Source organism: Pelomonas aquatica (assembly GCF_026712205.1).
Classification (GTDB): Bacteria; Pseudomonadota; Gammaproteobacteria; order Burkholderiales; family Burkholderiaceae_C; genus Pelomonas; species Pelomonas aquatica.
On the sequence record NZ_JAPPUW010000003.1, the window covers coordinates 180,529 to 200,307 of the forward strand.

At 70.6% G+C, this 19,779-nt stretch carries 15 protein-coding genes; 8 read left to right on the forward strand and 7 right to left on the reverse strand.

Annotation, left to right across the window (positions count from 1 at the left end; all coding sequences use genetic code 11):
* The first annotated feature begins 72 nt into the window (after window positions 1-72).
* Window positions 73-1,521, forward strand: a complete 1,449-nt coding sequence (gene pdxR / locus NYP07_RS04625; RefSeq protein ID WP_268147916.1) for a MocR-like pyridoxine biosynthesis transcription factor PdxR — start codon at window positions 73-75, stop codon at window positions 1,519-1,521.
* Here pdxR and NYP07_RS04630 read toward each other — a convergent pair.
* Together NYP07_RS04630 and NYP07_RS04635 are read right to left on the reverse strand one after the other, a co-directional pair.
* Window positions 1,518-2,915 (reverse strand): sensor histidine kinase, encoded by a 1,398-nt coding sequence (locus NYP07_RS04630; protein WP_268147918.1) that lies wholly within the window; start codon window positions 2,913-2,915, stop codon window positions 1,518-1,520. The two genes, pdxR and NYP07_RS04630, sit on opposite strands and share 4 nt — an antisense overlap.
* Window positions 2,912-3,568: a response regulator transcription factor gene (locus tag NYP07_RS04635; RefSeq protein WP_268147920.1), complete on the reverse strand. Its 657-nt coding sequence runs from the start codon at window positions 3,566-3,568 to the stop codon at window positions 2,912-2,914. Before NYP07_RS04635 ends, NYP07_RS04630 begins: the two co-directional genes overlap by 4 nt.
* 95 nt (window positions 3,569-3,663) lie before the next feature.
* Here NYP07_RS04635 and NYP07_RS04640 point away from each other — a divergent pair, with 95 nt between their 5' ends.
* Window positions 3,664-4,743: an ABC transporter ATP-binding protein gene (locus NYP07_RS04640; RefSeq protein WP_268147922.1), complete on the forward strand. Its 1,080-nt coding sequence runs from the start codon at window positions 3,664-3,666 to the stop codon at window positions 4,741-4,743.
* Here NYP07_RS04640 and NYP07_RS04645 read toward each other — a convergent pair.
* The 5 genes from NYP07_RS04645 to NYP07_RS04665 form a co-directional block, all read right to left on the reverse strand.
* The gene (locus tag NYP07_RS04645) at window positions 4,728-5,633 is read right to left on the reverse strand and encodes a glycoside hydrolase family 16 protein (RefSeq protein ID WP_268147924.1); all 906 of its coding nucleotides are present in this window, start codon (window positions 5,631-5,633) and stop codon (window positions 4,728-4,730) included. The genes NYP07_RS04640 and NYP07_RS04645 overlap by 16 nt on opposite strands.
* On the reverse strand, window positions 5,630-7,003 hold the full coding sequence (locus NYP07_RS04650) for a GH1 family beta-glucosidase (RefSeq protein ID WP_268147926.1): 1,374 nt from the start codon (window positions 7,001-7,003) through the stop codon (window positions 5,630-5,632). Before NYP07_RS04650 ends, NYP07_RS04645 begins: the two co-directional genes overlap by 4 nt.
* 5 nt (window positions 7,004-7,008) lie before the next feature.
* Complete coding sequence (locus NYP07_RS04655) at window positions 7,009-7,827, reverse strand: carbohydrate ABC transporter permease (protein ID WP_268147928.1); 819 nt, start codon at window positions 7,825-7,827, stop codon at window positions 7,009-7,011.
* Window positions 7,824-8,720, reverse strand: coding sequence for a carbohydrate ABC transporter permease (locus NYP07_RS04660; protein WP_268147930.1), 897 nt, complete (start codon window positions 8,718-8,720; stop codon window positions 7,824-7,826). The genes NYP07_RS04655 and NYP07_RS04660 overlap by 4 nt, the downstream gene beginning before the upstream one ends.
* A 119-nt stretch (window positions 8,721-8,839) precedes the next feature.
* Window positions 8,840-10,108, reverse strand: coding sequence for an ABC transporter substrate-binding protein (locus tag NYP07_RS04665; protein ID WP_268147932.1), 1,269 nt, complete (start codon window positions 10,106-10,108; stop codon window positions 8,840-8,842).
* 135 nt (window positions 10,109-10,243) lie between these two features.
* Here NYP07_RS04665 and NYP07_RS04670 point away from each other — a divergent pair, with 135 nt between their 5' ends.
* The 6 genes from NYP07_RS04670 (at window position 10,244) to NYP07_RS04695 (ending at window position 19,595) form a co-directional block, all read left to right on the forward strand.
* Window positions 10,244-11,296, forward strand: coding sequence for a LacI family DNA-binding transcriptional regulator (locus NYP07_RS04670; RefSeq protein WP_268147934.1), 1,053 nt, complete (start codon window positions 10,244-10,246; stop codon window positions 11,294-11,296).
* A gap of 361 nt (window positions 11,297-11,657) precedes the next feature.
* Window positions 11,658-14,672, forward strand: coding sequence for a TonB-dependent receptor (locus NYP07_RS04675; RefSeq protein ID WP_268147936.1), 3,015 nt, complete (start codon window positions 11,658-11,660; stop codon window positions 14,670-14,672).
* Between the two features lie 111 nt (window positions 14,673-14,783).
* Window positions 14,784-16,316, forward strand: a complete 1,533-nt coding sequence (locus tag NYP07_RS04680; protein ID WP_268147938.1) for a tryptophan halogenase family protein — start codon at window positions 14,784-14,786, stop codon at window positions 16,314-16,316.
* Window positions 16,313-17,041, forward strand: a complete 729-nt coding sequence (locus NYP07_RS04685; RefSeq protein ID WP_268147940.1) for a SapC family protein — start codon at window positions 16,313-16,315, stop codon at window positions 17,039-17,041. Before NYP07_RS04680 ends, NYP07_RS04685 begins: the two co-directional genes overlap by 4 nt.
* 2 nt (window positions 17,042-17,043) lie before the next feature.
* Window positions 17,044-18,051 carry a cupin-like domain-containing protein gene (locus tag NYP07_RS04690; RefSeq protein ID WP_268147942.1) on the forward strand — a complete coding sequence of 336 codons (1,008 nt, stop codon included), beginning with the start codon at window positions 17,044-17,046 and terminating at the stop codon, window positions 18,049-18,051.
* Complete coding sequence (locus NYP07_RS04695) at window positions 18,048-19,595, forward strand: tryptophan halogenase family protein (RefSeq protein WP_268147944.1); 1,548 nt, start codon at window positions 18,048-18,050, stop codon at window positions 19,593-19,595. Before NYP07_RS04690 ends, NYP07_RS04695 begins: the two co-directional genes overlap by 4 nt.
* Window positions 19,596-19,779 lie beyond the last annotated feature (184 nt).

Below are 19,779 nucleotides of genomic sequence, written 5' to 3' on the forward strand. Positions count from 1 at the left end.
TTGGGGTGAACGAATGGTGTGTCCGGCCACACCATCGCCGCCAGTCCAATCCAGCGCATTTCGACCAAGCCAATGGATCTCCACATCGTCATCGACCCCGGCCAGCCGCGCGGCGAGCAGCTGCTGCGCCAGCTGCGCAGCCTGATCCGCAGCGGGCGCCTGGCCGCCGACACGCAGCTGCCGCCCACGCGGCTGCTGGCCGAACAGCTGGGCCTGGCCCGCCAGACGGTGGCCGAGGCCTACGAGCGGCTGGCGCTGGAGCAGCTCATCGACGCGCGGCGCGGGCGCGGCAGCTTCGTGCGGGCGCTGCCGGCGCCGGCCGACGACACGCCGCCGCCCGCCGCGCCGCCGCCGCGCCTGGCCAGCGTCGAACGCATCACCGCCTTCCAGGCCCTGCCGCTGCCGTTCCTGCGCATGGCCGGCAGCCCGCTGGCGCGCTACGACTTCGTCGGCGGCTCACCCGAGCCGGCGCTGTTCCCGCACGCCGACTGGCGGCGCCATCTGCACGCGGCCCAGCGCCAGCTCGGCCAGGGCGGCGCGCATGCGCCGCCGGCCGGCTTGGCCGGGCTGCGCGAGGCGATCGCCGAACATGTCGCCTTCGCCCGCGGCGTGCGCTGCTCGGCGGCCGACGTCATCGTGACGCAGGGAGCGCAGCAGGCCTTCGACCTGCTCGTGCGCGTGCTCGCGGGCCCGGGCGACGTGGCGGCGCTGGAGTCGCCGGGCTACCCGCCGCTGCTGGCGATGCTGCAGGCCCAGGGCGCCCGCGCGGCGCATGTGCCGGTGGACGGCGAGGGCCTGGTCACCGATGCGCTGCCGGCCGACGCCCGCCTCGTCTACACGACGCCGGCCCACCAGTTCCCGCTCGGCGTCGCGATGAGCGCCTCACGACGGCAGGCCTTGCTGGCCTGGGCCTCGCGCAGCGGCGCCGTCGTCATCGAGGACGACTACGACAGCGAATTCCGCTTCGAGGGCCAGCCGCGCGACAGCCTGCAGGGGCTGGACGCCGAAGGCCGGGTCGCCTTCGTCGGCAGCTTCTCCAAGACGCTGGCGCCGTCGCTGCGGCTGGGCTATGTCGTCACGCCGCCCGGCCTGCCCGCGTTGCGCGAGGCCCTGCTGAACGCCAAGCACCTGGCCGACGTGCACGGCCCCAGCCTGCTGCAGAACGCGCTGGCCCGCTTCATGGCCGAGGGCGCCTACCGCAAGCATCTGCGCCGCTGCGTGGCCGAGTACGCGCAGCGGCGCGAGCGGCTGATGGCCGGCTTCGGCACGCGGCTGGCGCCATGGCTGACGCTGCTGCCCGCGGAGGCCGGCTTCCATCAGGCGGCCCTGCTGAAGCCGGGCCTGGCCGTCGACGCCACGCGGCTGGCGGCGCTGGCCCGGCGCGTGGACGTGGGGCTCTACCCGCTGCAGCGCTTCGGCGCGGCCCTGGACGGCCTGCTGATGGGTTTCGGCCGCATCGCGCCGGACGACATAGCCACGGCGCTCGGCCGGATGGGCGAGCTGCTGGAAGCTGCGGCTTAGTTCATCAAAGGCAAGGTCAGCCGCGCAATGCAGCCCCGCGGCGCGGCGGGCAGCAGCTCGGCGCTGCCGCCGTGGCGCTCGGCGATCTCGCGAGCTATGGCCAGGCCCAGGCCGCAGCCCTCGCCGTTCGGCGCGCCGCGCACGAAGCGCTCGAAGGCGCGCTCGCGCAGCGCCGGCGCCAGGCCGGGGCCGTCGTCCTCGACGTCGATCCACACGTCGTCGCCCGCGCGCCTCAGCCTCACGGTGACGGTGGCGCCCGGGCCGGCGTAGCGCAGCGCGTTGTCGACGAGGTTGGCCAGCGCCTCGCGCAGCAGCAGCTCGACGCCCTGCACGGCCAGGCCCTCGTGGGCGACTTCGACGCCCAGGTCGCAGCCGGCTGCCCGCGCACGCGGCACCCCCTCGGCCGTGACCTCGCGCACGAGACGGGCGCAGTCCACCGCCGCCCAGCCCTGGGCCGCCATGGCCTCGGGGTCGGTGCGGGCCAGCACCAGCAGCTGCGACACGAGGCGGGCGCCGCGCACGGCGCTCTCATGCACGCGCGCCAGGCGCTGGCGCAGCGCGGGGTCCGAGGTGGCATCCACCGCTGCGAGCGCGAGCTCGGTCTGGCTCTTCAGGCCGGCCAGCGGCGTGCGCAGCTGGTGGGCCGCGTCGCTGATGAAGCGGCGCTGCACGGCCAGGCTCTGCTGCACCTGGCCCAGCAGCTCGTTGACGGCGCCTGCCAGCGCGCCCACCTCGGGCGGCGCGGACCGCAGCTGCACCGGGTCCAGCGCGTCGGCGCGGCGGCCCTGCATCTGCCGCTGCAGCTCGGCCAAGGGCTTCAGGCCCTTGCGGATCCCGGCCCACACGCCCATGCTCATCAGCGCGATCAGCAGCGACAGCGGCAGGGCCGTGTCCAGCAGCATGCGCCGCGCCAGCAGCTCGCGCGGCGCGCTGGAGCGGGCCACCTGCACGCGCAGCGTCGAATCCGCCGCGCCGGCCGCGCCCAGGTGCAGGTCCAGCGAGACCAGGCGCAGGCGCTCGCCCTTCAGCACCGCGTCGAAGAACACCGGCTCGTCGAGCCGCGGCCGGCCGGGTGGCGGCGGCAGGCGGAAGTCGCCCAGCAGCAGCGCGCCCGGCGGCGAGCCGACGAGGTAGAGCACGCGGTCGTCGGGGTCGGCGGCCAGGATGTCCTGGGCCGAGCGCGGCAGGTCCACGAACAGGCCGCTGGCCGTGGGCTTGATCTGCCGCGCCAGCGCCCGGGCCGACTGCAGCAGGCTGGCGTCGATCAGCTCGTCCGCATGTCGCGTGGCCAGCCGGTAGGCCCCGAAGGCCGCCACCAGCCACAGCACGATCTGCGGCAGCAGCAGCCAGAGCAGCAGTTGCCGGTGCAGGGACCGGCCGGCCGGGGCGGTCACGACGCGGTCGCTTCGAGCAGATAGCCCAGGCCGCGCACGGTGCGCACGGCCAGGCCCGAGCCTTCGAGCTTCTTGCGCAGGCGATGGATGTAGACCTCGATGGAGCCGCCCTCGTCGACCCCCCAGGCCTCGACGATCTGCGCCTTGGTGACGACGCGGTCGCGCTCGGTCAGCAGCAGGTCCAGCAGCGTCCATTCGCGCGGGCTCAGCTCCAGCGGCTGGCCGGCCACGCTGGCGCGGCGCGCGCCGCGGTCCAGGCTCAGGCCGCGCAGCTGCACGGCGGCGCCCGCGGGCCGGCTGCGCCGCAGCAGCGCATGCAGGCGGGCCTCCAGCTCGGGGAAGTCGAAGGGCTTGGTCAGGTAGTCGTCCGCGCCCGCCTGCAGGCCGGCCACGCGGTGCTCCAGCGCGTCCAGCGCGGTCAGCACGAGGATGGGCAGCGTGCGGCCGGCCTCGCGCACGCGCTTGAGCACGGTCAGGCCGTCCACCATGGGCAGGCCCAGGTCCAGCACGGCGACGTCGAAGTCCTGCTTGCGCAGCAGGTATTCGGCCACGGCGCCGTTCTCGGCCCATTCGACCTTGAACGCGGCGTTCATCAACTGCTGCTGCAAGGCATCGGCCAGCAGGGTGTCGTCTTCGGCGAGCAGCAGGTTCATCGTGGGCCGACTGTAGCCGCGCCGGCCCTCATGGTTAATACGATATTAAGTTCATTAATTTCAAGTAATCATGCCGGACCCATGAGGAGACCGTCTTGACCCGCGTTCACATCCAGGACCTTGGCATCCGTTTCGGCAAGCACGAGGTCATCCAGGGCCTCGACCTCGACGTCCACAGCGGCGAGTTCCTGGTGCTGCTCGGCCCCTCGGGCTGCGGCAAGTCCACGCTGCTGCACACCATCGCCGGGCTGAACCCGGTCAGCGCCGGCAGCATCCACATCGGCGGGCAGGACATGACCCACGCCGAGCCCAGCCGGCGCGGCGTGGGCATGGTGTTCCAGAGCTATGCCCTCTATCCGACGATGACGGTGAAGGAGAACCTGGCCTTCCCGCTGAAGATGGCCAAGACGCCCAAGGCCGAGCTCGAGAAGCGCGTGGCCGCCGCGGCCGGGATGTTGCAGCTGACCGCGCTGCTGGACCGCCGGCCCGGCCAGCTCTCCGGCGGCCAGCGCCAGCGCGTGGCCATCGGCCGCGCCGTCGTGCGCGAGGCCAAGGTGCTGCTGCTGGACGAGCCGCTGTCCAACCTCGACGCCAAGCTGCGCACCGACCTGCGCCGCGAGCTCAAGACCCTGCACGGCCGCCTGGGCAACACGATGATCTACGTGACGCACGACCAGGTCGAGGCCATGACGCTGGCCACGCGCATCGTCGTCATGCACCAGGGCGTCATCCAGCAGGTCGGCACGCCGGCCGAGGTCTACGACCGGCCGAAGAACCTGCGCGTGGCCGGCTTCGTCGGCTCGCCGGCCATCAACCGCATCGACGGCCGGGTGGGCGAAGCCGGGCAGTTCGTGTCGCCGGCCCTCGCGCTGCCGCTGCCGGCCGCGCTGGCCTCGCGCCAGCCGGGCGAGGCGCTGACGCTGGCCGTGCGGCCGGAACACCTGCGCCTGGGCGCGGACCAGCCCTTCGCGGCCGAGATCCAGCTCGTCGAGCCGCTGGGCAACCAGCATGTGGTGTGGCTGGGCAGCGCCGGCGCCACGCTGTCGGCCGTGCTGCCGGGGCAGCCGGCAGTGGCGGAGGGTGCCGCGCTGCGCTTCGGCTTCGATGCAGCGAAGGCGCTGTGGTTCGACGCGGCCGGGGAACGGATCGAGGCCTCCGCTCAGTTTTCCTTGTAGACCCTCACCCAGTCCACCTGCATCTGCGCCGGGAAGACCGTCGCCGCGTCGGGCGAGCCGGGCCAGTCGCCGCCGATGGCGAGATTGAGGATGATGAACATCGGCTTCTCGAAGACCCAGCTGCCGCCAGCCGGCAGCGACGTGGGCGTGATGCGGTGGTACTGGGCGCCATCCACCAGCCAGATCACCTCGTTGGGCCGCTTGATCAGCGTGTAGGTGTGGAAGTCGCCGGCCACCGGGCCGCTGAAGCCATAGGGCTTGCCGATGCCGTTCGCGCCCGAGTAGCCGGGGCCGTGGGCCGTGCCGTAGACGGTGTTGGGCGTCTTGCCGACGAATTCCATGATGTCGAGTTCGCCGGAGGCCGGCCAGCCAACACTGGCGAGGTCGGCGCCCAGCGCCCAGAAGGCCGGCCAGATGCCCTGGCCGGCCGGCAGCTTCATGCGCGCCTCGACCTTGCCGTAGGTGAAGCCAACCTTGCCGTTGGTGTGGATGCGGGCCGAGGTGTAGCCGCAGGGGCTGCCGTTCCAGCAGGGGCCGGGGTTGACGGCCTTGTCGGCGGTGATGACGAGGTGGCCGTTGCCGTCGGTCTGCGCATTGCGCGCGCTGGACGTGTAGTACTCCAGCTCGTGGTTGCCCCAGCCGCTGGCCTCGGCGTTGCCGAGGTCGTAGCTCCAGTTGGCGGGGTTGGGCAGGGTGCCGGCCGCATCGTTGAACTCGTCGCTCCAGACCAGGGTCCAGCTGCCGGACGGCGCAGGCGCGGGGGCGGGTGCCGGCGCGGGTGCCGGGGCCGCGGTGGCCGAACCACCACCGCCGCCGCAGGCCGTCAACACGGCGGCAAGGGCGGGCAGCAGGCCGCGCAAGGGGCTGGGTGGGCGGGTGATGGCGTTCATGGATTGGTCTCCGGGGTGGTCTTGTGAAGTGTCCAGCCGCGCCAGGCGGCGAGGAAGTCGCGGTACCACTCGGCGCTGGCCTTGGGCGTGCGCGCCTGGGTGGCGTAGTCGACGTGCACGATGCCGAAGCGCTTCAGGTAGCCGCTGGCCCATTCGAAGTTGTCCAGCAGGCTCCAGACCATATAGCCGGCCATGGGCACGCCCTGGCGCATGGCGCTGGCGACGGCGGCGATGTGGTCGCGCAGATAGGCGATGCGGTCGTCGTCCTGCACGCGGCCCTGGGCCAGCTTGCCGTCCTTGAAGGCGCCGCCGTTCTCGGTCACGTAGACGGGCGGCAGGCCGGGGTAGTCGCGGTGCAGCAGCAAGAGCAGGTCGGTCAGGCCGGGGGCGTAGACCTCCCAGCCCATGTCGGTGACGGGCAGGCCGCGCTCCTTGGCGTCCCACTCCTGGCCGCCGGCCGACACGACGGTGCGGGTGTAGTAGTTGACACCGAAGTAGTCCATGGGCTGGGCGATCAAGCCCATGTCGCCGGCCTGCACGACGGGCGCGTCGGCGCCGAGCTCGGCCAGCACCTCCTCGGGATAGCTGCCCTTGAACAGGGGGTCGGCATACCAGCGCCGGCCGCGGGCGTCGGCCAGGGCCGCGGCGGCGATGTCCTCGGGCATGGCCGTGGCCGGCACGCAGGAGGACAGGTTGAGCACGATGCCGAGCCGGCTCCTGGCGCCGTCGGCGCGCAGGGCCTGCAGGGCCAGGCCGTGGCTGAGCAGCAGGTGGTGGCAGACCTGGGCCGCGATCCTGCGGCTCTTGATGCCGGGCGCGAAGCTGCCCTGCTCGTGGCCCAGCACGGCGACGACCCAGGGTTCGTTGTGCGTGGTGATGCCGTCCAGCCGGTCGCCCAGGCGGGCCTGCACATGGCGGGCGTAGTCGACGAAGCGGTGCACGGTGTCGCGGTCGTTCCAGCCGCCGCGGTCCTGCAGGCCCTGCGGCAGGTCCCAGTGGTTCAGCGTCGCGAAGGCCCGGATGCCGCGCGCCTTCAGGCCATCCACCAGGCGCTCGTAGAAGTCCAGGCCCCTGGCATTGAACTCGCCGTGGCCCAGGGCCTGCACGCGCGGCCAGGCGATGGAGAAGCGGTAGCAGTTGACGCCCAGCGAGGCGATCAGGTCGAGGTCGCTCTCCAGGCGGTGGAAGTGGTCGCAGGCCACGTCGCCGTTGCTGGCGTCGGCGATGGCGCCGGGCTGCCTGCAAAAGGCGTCCCAGATGGACTCGCCCTTGCCGTCTTCATGCGCGGCGCCCTCGATCTGGAAGCTGCTGGTGGCCACGCCCCAGACGAAGTCGGGCGGGAACTGTCGGTGCAGGGGGGCTTGGGTCATGGGTTTCACTTGACGGCACCGGCGGTCAGGCCCGCGATCAGTTGGCGCGACGAGACGACGAAGAGGACGAGCAGGGGCAGCGTGGCTATTGCCGACCCCGCCATCAGCGCGCCCCACTCGGTGCTGGTGGTGCTGAACAGGCTGCGCAGGGCCAGCGGCAGCGTGTAGTTGTCGGCGCTGCGCAGCACGATGAGCGGGCTCATGAAGTTGTTCCATGAGCCGATGAAGGTGATGAGGCCCAGCGTGCCCAGCGCCGGCTTCATCAGCGGCAGTGCGATGCGCCAGTAGATGCCGAGCTCGCTGCAGCCGTCGATGCGGGCGGCGCTGAGCAGTTCCCTGGGCACGGTGCTGGCCGCGAACTGGCGCATCAGGAAGATGCCGAAGGCGCTGGCCGCGCCGGGCAGGTAGAGGGCGCGGTGGGTGTCGATCCAGCCCAGCGCGTCCATGACCATGAAGCTGGGGATCATGTTCATGAAGGCCGGCACCATCAGCGTGCCCATGACGAGTGCGAACAGCGCCCGCTTGAAGCGGAACTCCAGCATCGCGAAGGCATAGCCGGCCATGGAGCAGAACAGCAGCGTCAGCGCCGTGGACATCAGGCCGACGTAGAGGCTCCAGCCGACGTTCTTCCAGAACGGCAGCCGGGTGGTGAGCAGCCTGATGTTGTCCAGCAGCTCGCCGCCGAACCCCAGCGGCGGCGGCACGTTGAAGATGTCGGTGCGCGACTGCGTCGCGAACACGAACATGAAGTAGAAGGGCGCGAGCATGATGAACGCGCCGACGAGGACGATGGCATAGGCCGCGTACTTCGGGATCGTCCTCATGGCTGCGCCCGCCGGTCCCCGAAGGCCTTGTTGGTCAGCCAGGTCAGTAGCGCGATGAGGCCGAACATGATCCAGGCCAGCGCGCTGGCGCCGCCGAAGTCGCTGAAGTCGAAGGCCAGGCGGTAGAGGTAGATGGCCACCGTCATCGCCGCCTGGTCGGCACCGCCCTTGCCGTTGGTCAGGATGAAGGGCTCCTCGAAGAGCTGCATGCCGCCGATGACGGACAGCGTCACGCCGAACAGGATCATGGGCTTGAGGCCGGGCAGCGTGATGCGCAGGAACTGCTGCCAGGGGCCGGCGCCGTCGAGCTTGGCGGCCTGGTAGAGGTCGTGCGGCAGCGTCTGCAGCGCGGCGAGGTAGAGCACCAGATTGAAGCCGACATAGCGCCAGAACACGATGATGGCCACGGCCGGCTTGATGGCCTGCGGCGAGCGCATCCAGTTGATGTGCTCGGTGCCGAAGAGGGCGTGCAGGGCCTGGTTGACGAGGCCGTAGTCGGTCGAGAACAGCGAGCCGAACAGCATCGCGATGGCGACCGTGGACGTGATGTAGGGCAGGAAATAGGCGCCCGAGAACAGGCCGCGCCAGCGCCCGAAGGCCTGGTGCAGGAAGACGGCCAGCGGCAGCGCGACGAGGTGCTGGGGCAGGCCCGCCGCGACGGCCAGCCACAGCGTGTTGCGCAGCGCCTTCCAGAACCAGCCGTCGGTCAGCGCGAAGACGAAGTTCTCGAGGCCAACGAACTTCATCGACTCGATGCCGCTCGTGGGCTCCCAGGACTGGAAGGCCAGCCACAGCGAGAACAGCAGCGGGAACAGGCCGAAGACGGCGAACAGGATCAGGAAGGGGCTGACCAGCAGGTAGGGGGCCCACGATGAAGGAATGCGCAATTGCATGTCAGTCAGCGGGATGCGATGGCGGAAATGCAACCACAGAGGCACAGAGACACAGAGGCAATGCATGGCGGCTGCTTCTCTGTGCCTCTGTGCCTCTGTGGTTGCATCTGTGTTCCATGTCAGCGATTCGCCCGATGCACCAACAGCGCCTGCGCGTCTTCCAGCGCCTGTGGAATTGGCTTGCCGTACTCCAGCACGTTGTCGAGCTCGGCGTTGACGACCTCGTCGGCGAACTTGTGCTGCCTGTGCATCCGCACGACCGGGATGCGGTGCGCCGCCTCGCGCCACAGCTGGCGCGCCTTCTGGCCGCCGAGGAAGGGCAGCGGCACGTCGAAGAACGGCCCCTCCTGCGCGGCCAGCAGCGCCGGGAAGGCGTCCTGGGACTTGAAGGCGTCCAGCTGGCGCTGGCGGTCCAGCGTCAGCTCCTGGATCAGCTGCCAGGCGAGCTGCTTGCGCTCCGGTGCCGAGCGGCGCGGGATGGCGTAGTAGGTGCCGCCGTAGGAGCAGTAGGCGTTCTCGGGCAGCTGGGCCACGCGCCATTTGCCGGCCGTGCCGGGCGCCACCCAGTTGGCCATCTGGCCGGCCATCCAGCCGCCCGACATCTCGGTGGCCAGCCGGCCGCGCTTGAGCATCTCGGCCCAGTCGTTGAACCAGACCTCGACGCGCGCGTCCAGGCCCAGCCGCCGCACCTTGCGCGCCAGCTCGAAGGCGCGCAGGAAGCGCGGCGACGTGAGCTGCGCCCGCCCCTGACCATCGAAGAACTGGCCCTCGCCCGGCGGCGTGCCGGCGCGCACGACGATGTCCTTCAGCAGCCGCACGTCGCCGATCAGGTAGGCGCCGGTCCTGGCCTTCAGCTCGGCGCCGGCCTCGACGTAGGCGTCCCAGGAGCGCGTCAGGTCCGCCTCCTTCAGCCCGGCCCGGGCCAGCAGGTCGGCGCGGTAGAACAGCGAGCCCGGCCCGATGTCGGTCGGCATCGCGACGACGTGGCCGTCGCGGTTGCGCGCCGTCTCGAAGGCGAAGGGCACGAAGCCGTCCTTGAAGCGCTCCGCGCCAAAGGCCGGCGCCGACAGGTCCTCCAGGCCCGAACCGAGCGAGAAGCGCCCCAGGTAGCTCGCCTCCAGCGCGATGACGTCGGGCAGGTGGCCGGACGTGGATAGCGCTGTCGTCATCGCCGTGTGGTGGTCGTCGTACTGGCGGCTGATGACTTCGGCACGCACCTCGGGATGGCTCCGGCTCCAGCCCTTGAGCACGTCCCTGGCGATGGCGTCGACCAGCGGGAAGGCCGCCACCGTCAGCGGCGGCCGTTCGGCGGCCCGGCCCAGGCCGGTCGCCGCGCTGGCGGCAGCGGCGAGCAGGTGGCGGCGGTTGAGGAGAGCGAGGTTGGACATAATTTGAAAGCGCTTTCAAGATTGTGCCGCGCGACGCCCGGGCACCCCAGCCGCACAAACCCTAGGACGCCGGCCGGAGCCTCCACCGCAACGGGCGCGACCGGCCCCTACACTCGCGGCACTGCCCGCCCGCCCATGACCGACAAGCCGCCCCCCGCCAAGAAAGCGCCTTCAATCGCCCGCCCGGACGGCGTGGTGACGCTGGAGCAGGTGGCCGAACTGGCCGGCGTGTCGCCGAGCACGGTGTCGCGCATCCTGAACGGCACCGCGGCCGTCAGCCAGGCCAAGAAGGACGCGGTGCAGGCCGCCATCCAGGAGCTGGGATTCCGCCCCAACCCGGTGGCGCGCGGCCTGGCCGGCGGGCGCACGCTGTCCATCGGCGTCGTCACGCAGATCATCTCCAGCCCCTTCTACGGCGAGGCCCTGCTCGGCATCGAGCGCGAACTGGAACGCGCCGGCTATGTGCCGCTGTTCGTGTCGGGCAACTGGCACGAGGACGACGAGCGCAAGGCCATCGAGACGCTGCTGTCGCGGCGCGTCGACGGCGTCATCGTGCTGGCCGGCCGGCTCTCCGACGGCGAGCTGGCCAAGGTGGCCGACAGCCTGCCCGTGGTCGTCGTCGGCCGCCAGCTCGGCGGGCCGCAGCTCTACAGCTTCAGCTTCGACAACCGGGCCGGCGCGCGCGCGGCCACCCAGCACCTCGTCGACCTGGGCCACCGGCGCATCGCCTTCATCGCCGGCGACCTGCTGCACGACGATGCCGTCGAGCGCCAGAACGGCTATCTGGACGCGCTGACCGCGGCCGGCATCCCGGCCGACCCCGGCCTCATCGTGCAGAGCGACTACACCGAGGCCGGCGGCCTGCTGGCCGTCAGCCGCCTGCTGGAGCGGGACAGCCACTTCACGGCGCTGTTCGCATCCAACGACCAGATGGCCATCGGCGCCTGCCTGGGCCTGCACCGGCGCAATCTGCGCGTGCCCGACGACGTGTCGCTGGTGGGCTTCGACGACCTCATCATGGCGCGCTACGCCATGCCGCCGCTGACGACCATCCGCCAGTCCGTCTACGAGATCGGCAGCGAGGCCGCGACCGCCATGCTCGAGATGCTGCGCGGCGGCAGGCCCAGGGCCCAGCTGCCCGAGCCCGAGCTGGTTTTGCGCGAGAGCACGCGGCGCATGCCGCGCTGAGCCGCCGCCAGCTCCTCCGCTCCCGTCGCGGCCATGCCGCCGGCCAGACGGCCGTTGCACGGCGCGGGTAAACCATGTGGCCGATCCCTGAGCCGAAGCGCATCATCATTTGAAAGCGCTTTCAAAAGCCTCATCGGATTGCCGCTTTTCAACCCCGCAAGCGCCGGCTCCACCCATCGCAGCTTTCCTCACTGGGAAGACTGCGGAGGCGCTGGCGACGCGCGGCCCCTGCACTCGCGGTCCGGCGTCGCGACGGCGCCGCAGACCAAGGGTGTTGCCTAGTTTGAAAGCGCTGCCAATGACGTATTGTTGAAAGCGCTTTCAGTTTTCGCGCCACAAGACCTACTCTGGAGACAACTGAATGAGAAAGCCACGCCCCGCCCTTCGCCTCACCAGCCTGGCCGCTGCCAGCGGCCTGCTGTTCGCCGGCGCCGCCGCCCATGCGCAGGCCACCGCACCGGCCGCCGCGGCCAGTGCGCCGCAGGCCCAGCAGCTCGAAACCGTCGTCGTCACCGGCATCCGCAAGAGCCTGGAGACCTCGGTCAACCTGAAGCGCTCGGCCGCCGGCCTGGTCGACGGCATCGTGGCCGAAGACATCGGCAAGTTCCCCGACACCAACCTCGCCGAGGCCATGCAGCGCATCAGCGGCGTGTCCATCGACCGCAGCAACGGCGAAGGCACCAAGGTCACCGTGCGCGGCATGGGGCCGGACTTCAACCTGGTGCTGCTCAACGGCCGCCAGATGCCCGGCTCCAACATCGACGGCAGCGCGCCCAGCTCGCGCTCCTTCGACTTCTCCAACCTGGCCTCCGAAGGCGTGTCGGCGCTGGAGGTCTACAAGACCAGCAAGGCCAGCACGCCGACCGGCGGCATGGGCGCGACGATCAACATCCGCACGCCCCGCCCCTTCGACAGCCGGGAGACCGTCGCCAGCGTCGGCGTGAAGATGGTGCGCGACAGCACCGCGCGGAACCTGCCCGCCGAGGAGCAGGGCAAGCAGCTGACGCCCGAGCTGTCGGGCATCTACAGCACCCAGTTCGCCGACGGCATGTTCGGCATCGCGCTGATCGGCAGCTACCAGGTGCGCGACTCGGGCTACAACCAGGCCGCCGTCACCAGCGGCTGGCACACCTTCAAGGGCAGCGACAGCGGCTGGGGCCCGCTGCCCAACCCGGCACCCGAGGTCAAGAACCGCCCGGGGCCGAACGACATCTACAACGTCCCGCAGAACCTGAACTACGCCTTCACCGGCATCCACCGCGAGCGCAGCAACGGCCAGCTGGTGTTCCAGTTCCGGCCCGTGAAGGACCTGGTCGGCACGCTGGACTACACGATGTCGGAGCAGAAGTTCCGCCAGAAGCGCAACGACATTTCCGCCTGGTTCAATTTCGGCGGCCAGTTCGGCGAGTACACGCCCGGCCCCATCGCGACGCCGCTGGTCTACGGCGAGCACATCCCCACCGGCAACGCCGACGTCGCCATGGGCACGTCGCGCACGTCGACCAGCAACAGGAACAGGTCCGTGGGCCTGAACCTGAAGTGGAAGGCGACGGACGCGCTGAACTTCGACTTCGACGCCCACCACTCCACCGCCACCTCGGGCGCGGACGACCCGCTGGGCACCAGCGTGACGCTGGGCACGGCCTCCTTCAACCGCGGCGACACGGCGGCCGACTTCAGCAACAAGTTCCCGGTGCTGAGCATCGCCAACGCGCCTTTGGACCCGACGCTGCAGGAACTGGAGGGCTCGGTGTTCGGCAACAGCTACCAGCGCAACGAGATCAACCAGGCCCAGGCCAGCGGCAAATGGAAGATCGACGCCGACAGCAGCCTGGACTTCGGCATCAGCCTGACCGACGTGAAGAACCGCTCGGCCTACACCAACGTCCAGCGCAACACCTGGGGCCACAACGCCGGCTCGGCGGGCGGCCCCGCCGACATGCCCGACAACATCTGGCACGCCGACTCCATCGGCAAATACTTCGGCGGCGTGCCGGGCCACGACAGCAGCAAGCTCTACAACCAGTTCTTCTATTTCAATTTCGACGACGTGCGCAATGCCGCCATCAAGGCGGTGGGCAGCAACCTGCCCTATCTGGCGTCCTTCGACTTCGACAACTCGCAGAACTACGCGGCCAAGCTGGCCGGCCTGCCCAACGTCGGCTACAGCTTCCAGGACATGCGCACGACCGAGAAGACCCGGTCGCTCTATCTGCAATACAACCGGGCCTGGGAATGGGGCATCCCCTTCGACGCCTCGGTCGGCGCACGCTACGAGAAGACCGACGTGACCTCGCCGACCCGCCAGTCCATCCCGCAGTCCGTGCAGTGGGCGTCGACGAACGAGCTGTCCATCGTGTCGGGCGACGTCACGTCCTTCTCGCTGTCGGGCAAGTACAGCTATCTGCTGCCCTCCATCGACCTCAGCGCCGACGTGACGCCCGACACCAAGCTGCGCCTGAGCTACGGCGAAACCATCGGCCGCCCCGGCTGGGCCAACCTGCAGGGCGGCATCACGCTGAACAACCCGGGCCGCATCGCCGGCAACGTCGGCAGCGTCGGCAACCCCGACCTGAAGCCGCTCAAGTCCAGGAACTTCGACTTCTCGGCCGAGCACTACTACGACAAGGGCAGCTACATCAGCGCCAGCTATTTCCGCAAGGACCTGAGCGACTACATCGAGCCCGTGTCCGTCGCCCAGACGCCGTTCAACCTGCACACGCCGGCCGGCAGCGCGATGTTCAACGAGGCCATCGGCAAGGGCGGCTGCGGCGCCACCGCCTCGGACTGCATCCGCCAATACATCTTCAAGAACTACCCGACGGCGCCGGGCGTGAACGTGGCGACGCAGACCATCACGGGCCAGCCCGGCGACCCGCTGATGGTCTTCCAGATGGCCACGCAGGCCAACAGCTCGCGCAAGGCCAGCCTCAACGGCATCGAGCTGAACGCCCAGCACAGCTTCCGCAACGGCCTGGGCTTCTCGGCCAACTTCACGCGGGTGCGCTCCAGCGCCGCCTACCAGGACGGCGTGGTGGGCCAGGAGTTCGCGATCGACGGCCTGGGCGACTCGGGCAACCTGGTCGGCTTCTACGAAGACACGAGCTACAGCGCCCGCCTGGCCTACAACTGGCGCGGCCGCTACCTGATCACGCACTTCGGCGGCACCGACGGCGCCCAGCCGCTGTACGTGGAACCACGCGGCCAACTGGACCTGAGCCTGGGCTACAACCTCAACAAGCAACTCTCGCTGCAGCTCGAAGCCATCAACCTGAACGACGCCATCGTCCGCACCTATATGCGGGCGCAGCAGCAGGTCGGCTCGGTCACCCAGCTGGGGCGTCGCTACATGATCGGAGCCCGCTACAAGTTCTGAGCTCCGAGGCAAAGCCTGGTACGGCGGTGCTCGCGCCCTGGGGCGCCGCCCTTGTTCGCCGATTGGCGAGGCCGCGCGAGCGGCCCTTTTTGTCTGAACTCGGGAATGGCAGTGGACGACAGACTTCGCGACGTGGCGGTACTCGGCGGCGGCTCGGCCGGCTGGCTGGTCGCCGCGCTGCTGGCGGCCGTGCACGGCGGGCCGCGCGGCGGCCTGCGCGTCACGCTGGTCGAATCCAGCGAGGCGCCGCCCATCGGCGTCGGCGAGGGCAGCTGGCCGAGCATGCGCGACACGCTGCGCCGCATCGGCCTGGCCGAGGCCGACTTCGTGCGCCGCTGCCAGGTGAGCTTCAAGCAGGGCTCGCGCTTCGACCGCTGGCGGCAGGGAGGCGGCCCGGATGACCGCTACTACCACCCCTTCATGCTGCCGGTCGGTTTCGGCGACGCCGACCTCGTGCCGGCCTGGCTGGCCACGCAAGGCCAGCGCGCCTTTGCCGACGTCGTCAGCCCCAGCGTGCAGGTCTGCGAGGCCGGCCTCGCCCCCAAGCAGGTGCAGACGCCCGAGTTCGGCGCCGTCGCCAACTACGCCTATCACTTCGATGCCGGCCTGTTCGGCCAGGTGCTGCGCGAGCACGCCATCGCCCGTCTCGGCGTGCGCCACGTCGTCGCCCATGTCGACGCCGTGCTGGCCCGCGACGACGGCGACCTCGCCGCGCTGCAGACCCGCGGCCAGGGCCGCATCGAGGCCGACCTCTTCATCGACTGCTCCGGCCTCGCGTCGCGCCTGATCGGCCAGCACTTCGGCGTGCCGCTCAGGAGCGAGCGCGACGTGCTGTTCAACGACGCGGCGCTGGCCGTGCAGCTGCCCTACGACCGGCCGGATGCGCCGCTGGCCTCCTGCACCATCGCCACCGCCTGGGCCAAGGGCTGGATCTGGGACATCGCGCTGCCGTCGCGGCGCGGCGTCGGCTGCGTCTACTCGCGCGCCCATGCCGGCGACGACGAGGCCCAGGCCGCCCTGCTGGCCTATCTGGACGACACCGGCACGCCGGCCGAGCGCCCCGCGCCCCGGCCCATCCGCTTCGAGCCCGGCTATCGCGAGCGTTTCTGGGTGCGCAACTGCGTGGCCATCGGCCTGGCTTCGGGCTTCATCGAGCCGCTGGAGGCCTCGGCCCTGGCCCTGGTGGAGCTGTCCGCCGCGCGGCTGTGCGACGAACTGCCGATGACCCGCGCGACGATGGACGGCGTGGCGCGCCGCTTCAACGACGACTTCGGCTACCGCTGGGCCCGCGTGATCGACTTCCTGAAGCTGCACTATGCGCTGAGCGAACGCGACGACAGCGGCTACTGGCGCGCCCACCGCGACCCCGCCACCTGGCCTGAACGCCTGCGCGAGCTGCTGCCCGCCTGGCGGCTGCGCCCGCCGGCGCGGCACGACTTCGGCCGCATCGACGAAGTCTTCCCCGCGGCCAGCTACCAGTACATCCTCTACGGCATGGGCTTCCGCCCCGAGGCCCAGCCGCTCTCCGCCCGCCGGCTGCAGGCCGCCCAGGCCTGCTTCGACGAGGCGGCCCGCCAGGCCCGCCGCTTCCTCTCCGGGCTGCCGGGTCACCGCAGCCTGATCGACCATCTGCAAGCGCCATGACCCGCCCCGCCCTGCTCGACAACGTCACCCACCGCCACCTGCGCCTGCACACCGGCCGCTCCGCCGCCCTGGGCGATGCGCGCCAGTCGGCGCTGGCCCTGCCGGCCGAATTCCGCCAGCTGCAGGCCCACTTCCCCATCGTCTTCCAGCGGGTCGACGGCCAGGACGGCGGCAGCGCCTTCCAGCCCATCGCGCTGTTCGGCCTGGAGGAGGGGCAGAACCTCTTTCTGAGCGACGCCGGCTGGGACGCGCCCGTCGTGCCGATGGCCCTGCAGCGCGACCCCTTCATGATCGGCCGCAATGGCGACACCCTGCAGCTGCACATCGACCTCGACAGCCCGCGCATCGTCGGGCCCGGGCAGGGCGAGGTCGGCACCGCCGTCTTCCTGCCCCACGGCGGCCACAGCGAATACCTGGACCATGTCGTCAGCCTGCTCGAACACCTGCACGCCCATGCCCAGCAGCTGCCCGCCTTCATCGCCGCGCTGACCCAGCACCAGCTGCTGGAGCCCTTCGTTCTGGACGTGGAACTGGCGGACGGCAGCCAGAGCCGGCTGTCGGGCCTGTACACCGTGCACGAAGAGCGCCTGGCCGCGCTGCCCGGCGCCGCGCTGCAGGCACTGGCCCGCGACAACCACCTGCTGCCCATCTACATGCAGCTGGCCTCGCTGTCGCAGCTGCCCGGTCTCATCGAGCGCCACAACCGGCTCCACGCGATCGGCTGAGCATGCGCGCCGTCCCCGACTGGCCAGCCGCCTGCGATCCCGAGGCCCTGCCCGAGGCGCTGCTGACGGCGGACCGGCCCTACGTCATCCGCGGCGCCTTTGCGCACTGGCCGGTCGTGCAGGCGGCCCGCCAATCCGGCGAGGCCCTGGCCCGCTACCTGATGGGCCTGTACAACGGTGTGCACGTCGGCCTCTTCCAGCTGCCGCCCGAGGCCCGCGGCCGCGCCTTCTATGCGGACGTGGGCCTGAGCCGCTTCAACTTCAGGCGCCACATCGCGACGCTGGATCAGGTGCTCACCGGCCTGCTCGGACTCGCCGGCACGGCCGAGCCGCCGGCCCTGTATGTCGGCAGCACGACCGTGGAAGCCGTGCTGCCCGGCTTCATGGCCGCGAACCGCCTGGGCCTGGGCGCGCGCGATTCGCTGGCCAGCCTGTGGCTGGGCAACCGCAGCCGCGTCGCGGCCCACTACGACCTGCCGGACAACCTCGCCATCGCCGCCGCCGGCCGGCGCCGCTTCACGCTGTTCGCGCCCGGGCAGATCCACAACCTCTACATGGGCCCGCTGGACCCGACGCCCGCCGGCCAGCCCATCAGCCTGGTGGACTTCGCCGCGCCGGACTTCGAGCGCTTCCCGCGCTTCGCGCAGGCGCTGCAGGCCGGCGAGGTCGCCGAGCTCGACCCCGGCGACGCGATCTTCATCCCCAGCATGTGGTTCCACCACGTCGAAGGCCTGGAGCCGATCAACCTGCTCATCAACGCCTGGTGGCGCCAGACGCCCGAGTACATGGACTCGCCCGTCAGCGCCCTGCACCTCGCGCTAATGACCCTGCGCAAGCTGCCCGAGAAGGAACGCCGCATCTGGCAGCAGCACTTCCAGCACTTCGTCTTCGACGCCGACGCCAGCACCTGGGCCCACATCCCGCCCGCCGCCCGCGGCCTGCTCGACGGCGCCGACGACACCACCTCGCGCCAGGCCCGCGCGCAACTGCTGAGTCAATTGAAACGATGAACACGCCCACGACCCAACCCGTACGCCGCGTCGTCATCGCCGGCGGCGGCACCGCAGGCTGGATGATGGCCGCGCTGATGAGCAAGCTGCTCGGCAGGCAGCTCGACATCAAGCTCGTCGAGTCCGAGGAGATCGGCACCGTCGGCGTCGGCGAGGCCACCATCCCGGCCCTGCACACCTTTCACAACCTGCTCGGCATCAACGAGGCCGAGTTCATGGCCGCGACCAACGCGACCTTCAAGCTCGGCATCCATTTCGAGGGCTGGAAGGACATCGGCGAGGACTATTTCCACTCTTTCGGCTCGACCGGCAACGACCACTGGAGCGCCGGCTTCCAGCATTTCTGGCTCAAGGGCGTGGCGGAGGGCCTGGCCAGGCCCTACACCGACTACAACCCCGAGACGGTGGCGGCCTTTGCCAACCGCTTCGCCCACCTGCCGCGCAACGGGCTGAACTACGCCTACCACCTGGACGCCGGCCGCTACGCCCGATACCTGCGCGCGATGAGCGAGGCCCACGGCGTGCAGCGCATCGAAGGCAGGATCGCCGCCGTGCTGCAGGACGGCCCGCAGGGCCGGGCGGGCGACATCACCGCGCTGCAGATGCAGGACGGCACGCGCATAGCCGGCGAGCTCTTCATCGACTGCACCGGCTTTCGCTCCCTGCTGCTGGGCGAGACGCTGGGCGTGGGCTACGAGGACTGGTCCTGCTGGCTGCCCTGCGACCGCGCGGTGGCCGTGCAGACCGCCTCGGTGCGCGAGGCCTGGCCCTACACGCGGGCCATCTGCCACCCCTTCGGCTGGCAATGGCGCATCCCGCTGCAGAACCGCGTCGGCAACGGCCTGGTCTACAGCAGCAGGGAGCTCAGCGACGCCGACGCGCCCGAGGTGCTGAAGCAGCACGTCGAGGGCGAGCTGCTGATCCCGCCGCGCCTGCTGAAGTTCACCCCCGGCCAGCGCGCCAAGGCGTGGGAGCGCAACTGCATCGCCGTCGGCCTCGCCAGCGGCTTCGTCGAGCCGCTGGAATCCACCAGCATCCACCTGATCCAGCGTTCCGCCATCCGGCTGATGCAGCTCTTCCCGGGCGGCGGCATCAAGCCGGCCGACATCGAGGAATACAACCAGCAGTCCAGACGCGAGCTGGAGCACATCCGCGACTTCATCGTGCTGCACTACCACGTCAACGCGCGCACCGACTCCCGGCTCTGGCGCGATGTGCGCGACATGGAGCTGCCGGCCACGCTGCGCCACCGCATCGAACTCTTCCGCGCCAGCGCCCGCGTCTTCCGCCCCAGCGACGAGCTGTTCGCCGAGAACTCCTGGATCCAGGTCATGCTCGGCCAGGGCATCGCGCCGCAGGCCTACCACCCGGTGGCCGACCTGATGGGCCGGCCGGAACTGAGCAACTTCCTCGGCGACATCCAGCTCAAGGTCTCGCGCACCGTGGCCGGCCTGCCCGGCCACCAGGCCTATGTCGAGCAGCTGTGCGCGCCCTACCGCAGCGCGTCGACGGCCCAGCTGGCCGCCACGCCGCTGCGGGCTTGAAATCCCCACGGCCGGCCCGACATTTCAGCCCGACGGACAATTCCATCCAACATGAAGCTCAACCCCACGACCCAAGCCCGCCTCGACACCTAAGGCGTCTTCGACCGTGTTCGGAAGGCGCAAGGCCTTCCGGTTCAGCACTCAACCCCGGCAGGCCCGCAGCTCCCGGGGTTTTGTTTTTCCA

What these genes read in the sequence shown, in the direction of transcription:
- pdxR (WP_268147916.1), top strand. Translation starts at nt 73, where the DNA reads ATGGATCTCCACATCGTCATCGACCCCGGCCAGCCGCGCGGCGAGCAG.
- NYP07_RS04635 (WP_268147920.1), bottom strand. Translation starts at nt 3,568, where the DNA reads ATGAACCTGCTGCTCGCCGAAGACGACACCCTGCTGGCCGATGCCTTG.
- NYP07_RS04645 (WP_268147924.1), bottom strand. Translation starts at nt 5,633, where the DNA reads ATGAACGCCATCACCCGCCCACCCAGCCCCTTGCGCGGCCTGCTGCCC.
- NYP07_RS04650 (WP_268147926.1), bottom strand. Translation starts at nt 7,003, where the DNA reads ATGACCCAAGCCCCCCTGCACCGACAGTTCCCGCCCGACTTCGTCTGG.
- NYP07_RS04655 (WP_268147928.1), bottom strand. Translation starts at nt 7,827, where the DNA reads ATGAGGACGATCCCGAAGTACGCGGCCTATGCCATCGTCCTCGTCGGC.
- NYP07_RS04660 (WP_268147930.1), bottom strand. Translation starts at nt 8,720, where the DNA reads ATGCAATTGCGCATTCCTTCATCGTGGGCCCCCTACCTGCTGGTCAGC.
- NYP07_RS04665 (WP_268147932.1), bottom strand. Translation starts at nt 10,108, where the DNA reads ATGTCCAACCTCGCTCTCCTCAACCGCCGCCACCTGCTCGCCGCTGCC.
- NYP07_RS04670 (WP_268147934.1), top strand. Translation starts at nt 10,244, where the DNA reads ATGACCGACAAGCCGCCCCCCGCCAAGAAAGCGCCTTCAATCGCCCGC.
- NYP07_RS04675 (WP_268147936.1), top strand. Translation starts at nt 11,658, where the DNA reads ATGAGAAAGCCACGCCCCGCCCTTCGCCTCACCAGCCTGGCCGCTGCC.
- NYP07_RS04685 (WP_268147940.1), top strand. Translation starts at nt 16,313, where the DNA reads ATGACCCGCCCCGCCCTGCTCGACAACGTCACCCACCGCCACCTGCGC.
- NYP07_RS04690 (WP_268147942.1), top strand. Translation starts at nt 17,044, where the DNA reads ATGCGCGCCGTCCCCGACTGGCCAGCCGCCTGCGATCCCGAGGCCCTG.
- NYP07_RS04695 (WP_268147944.1), top strand. Translation starts at nt 18,048, where the DNA reads ATGAACACGCCCACGACCCAACCCGTACGCCGCGTCGTCATCGCCGGC.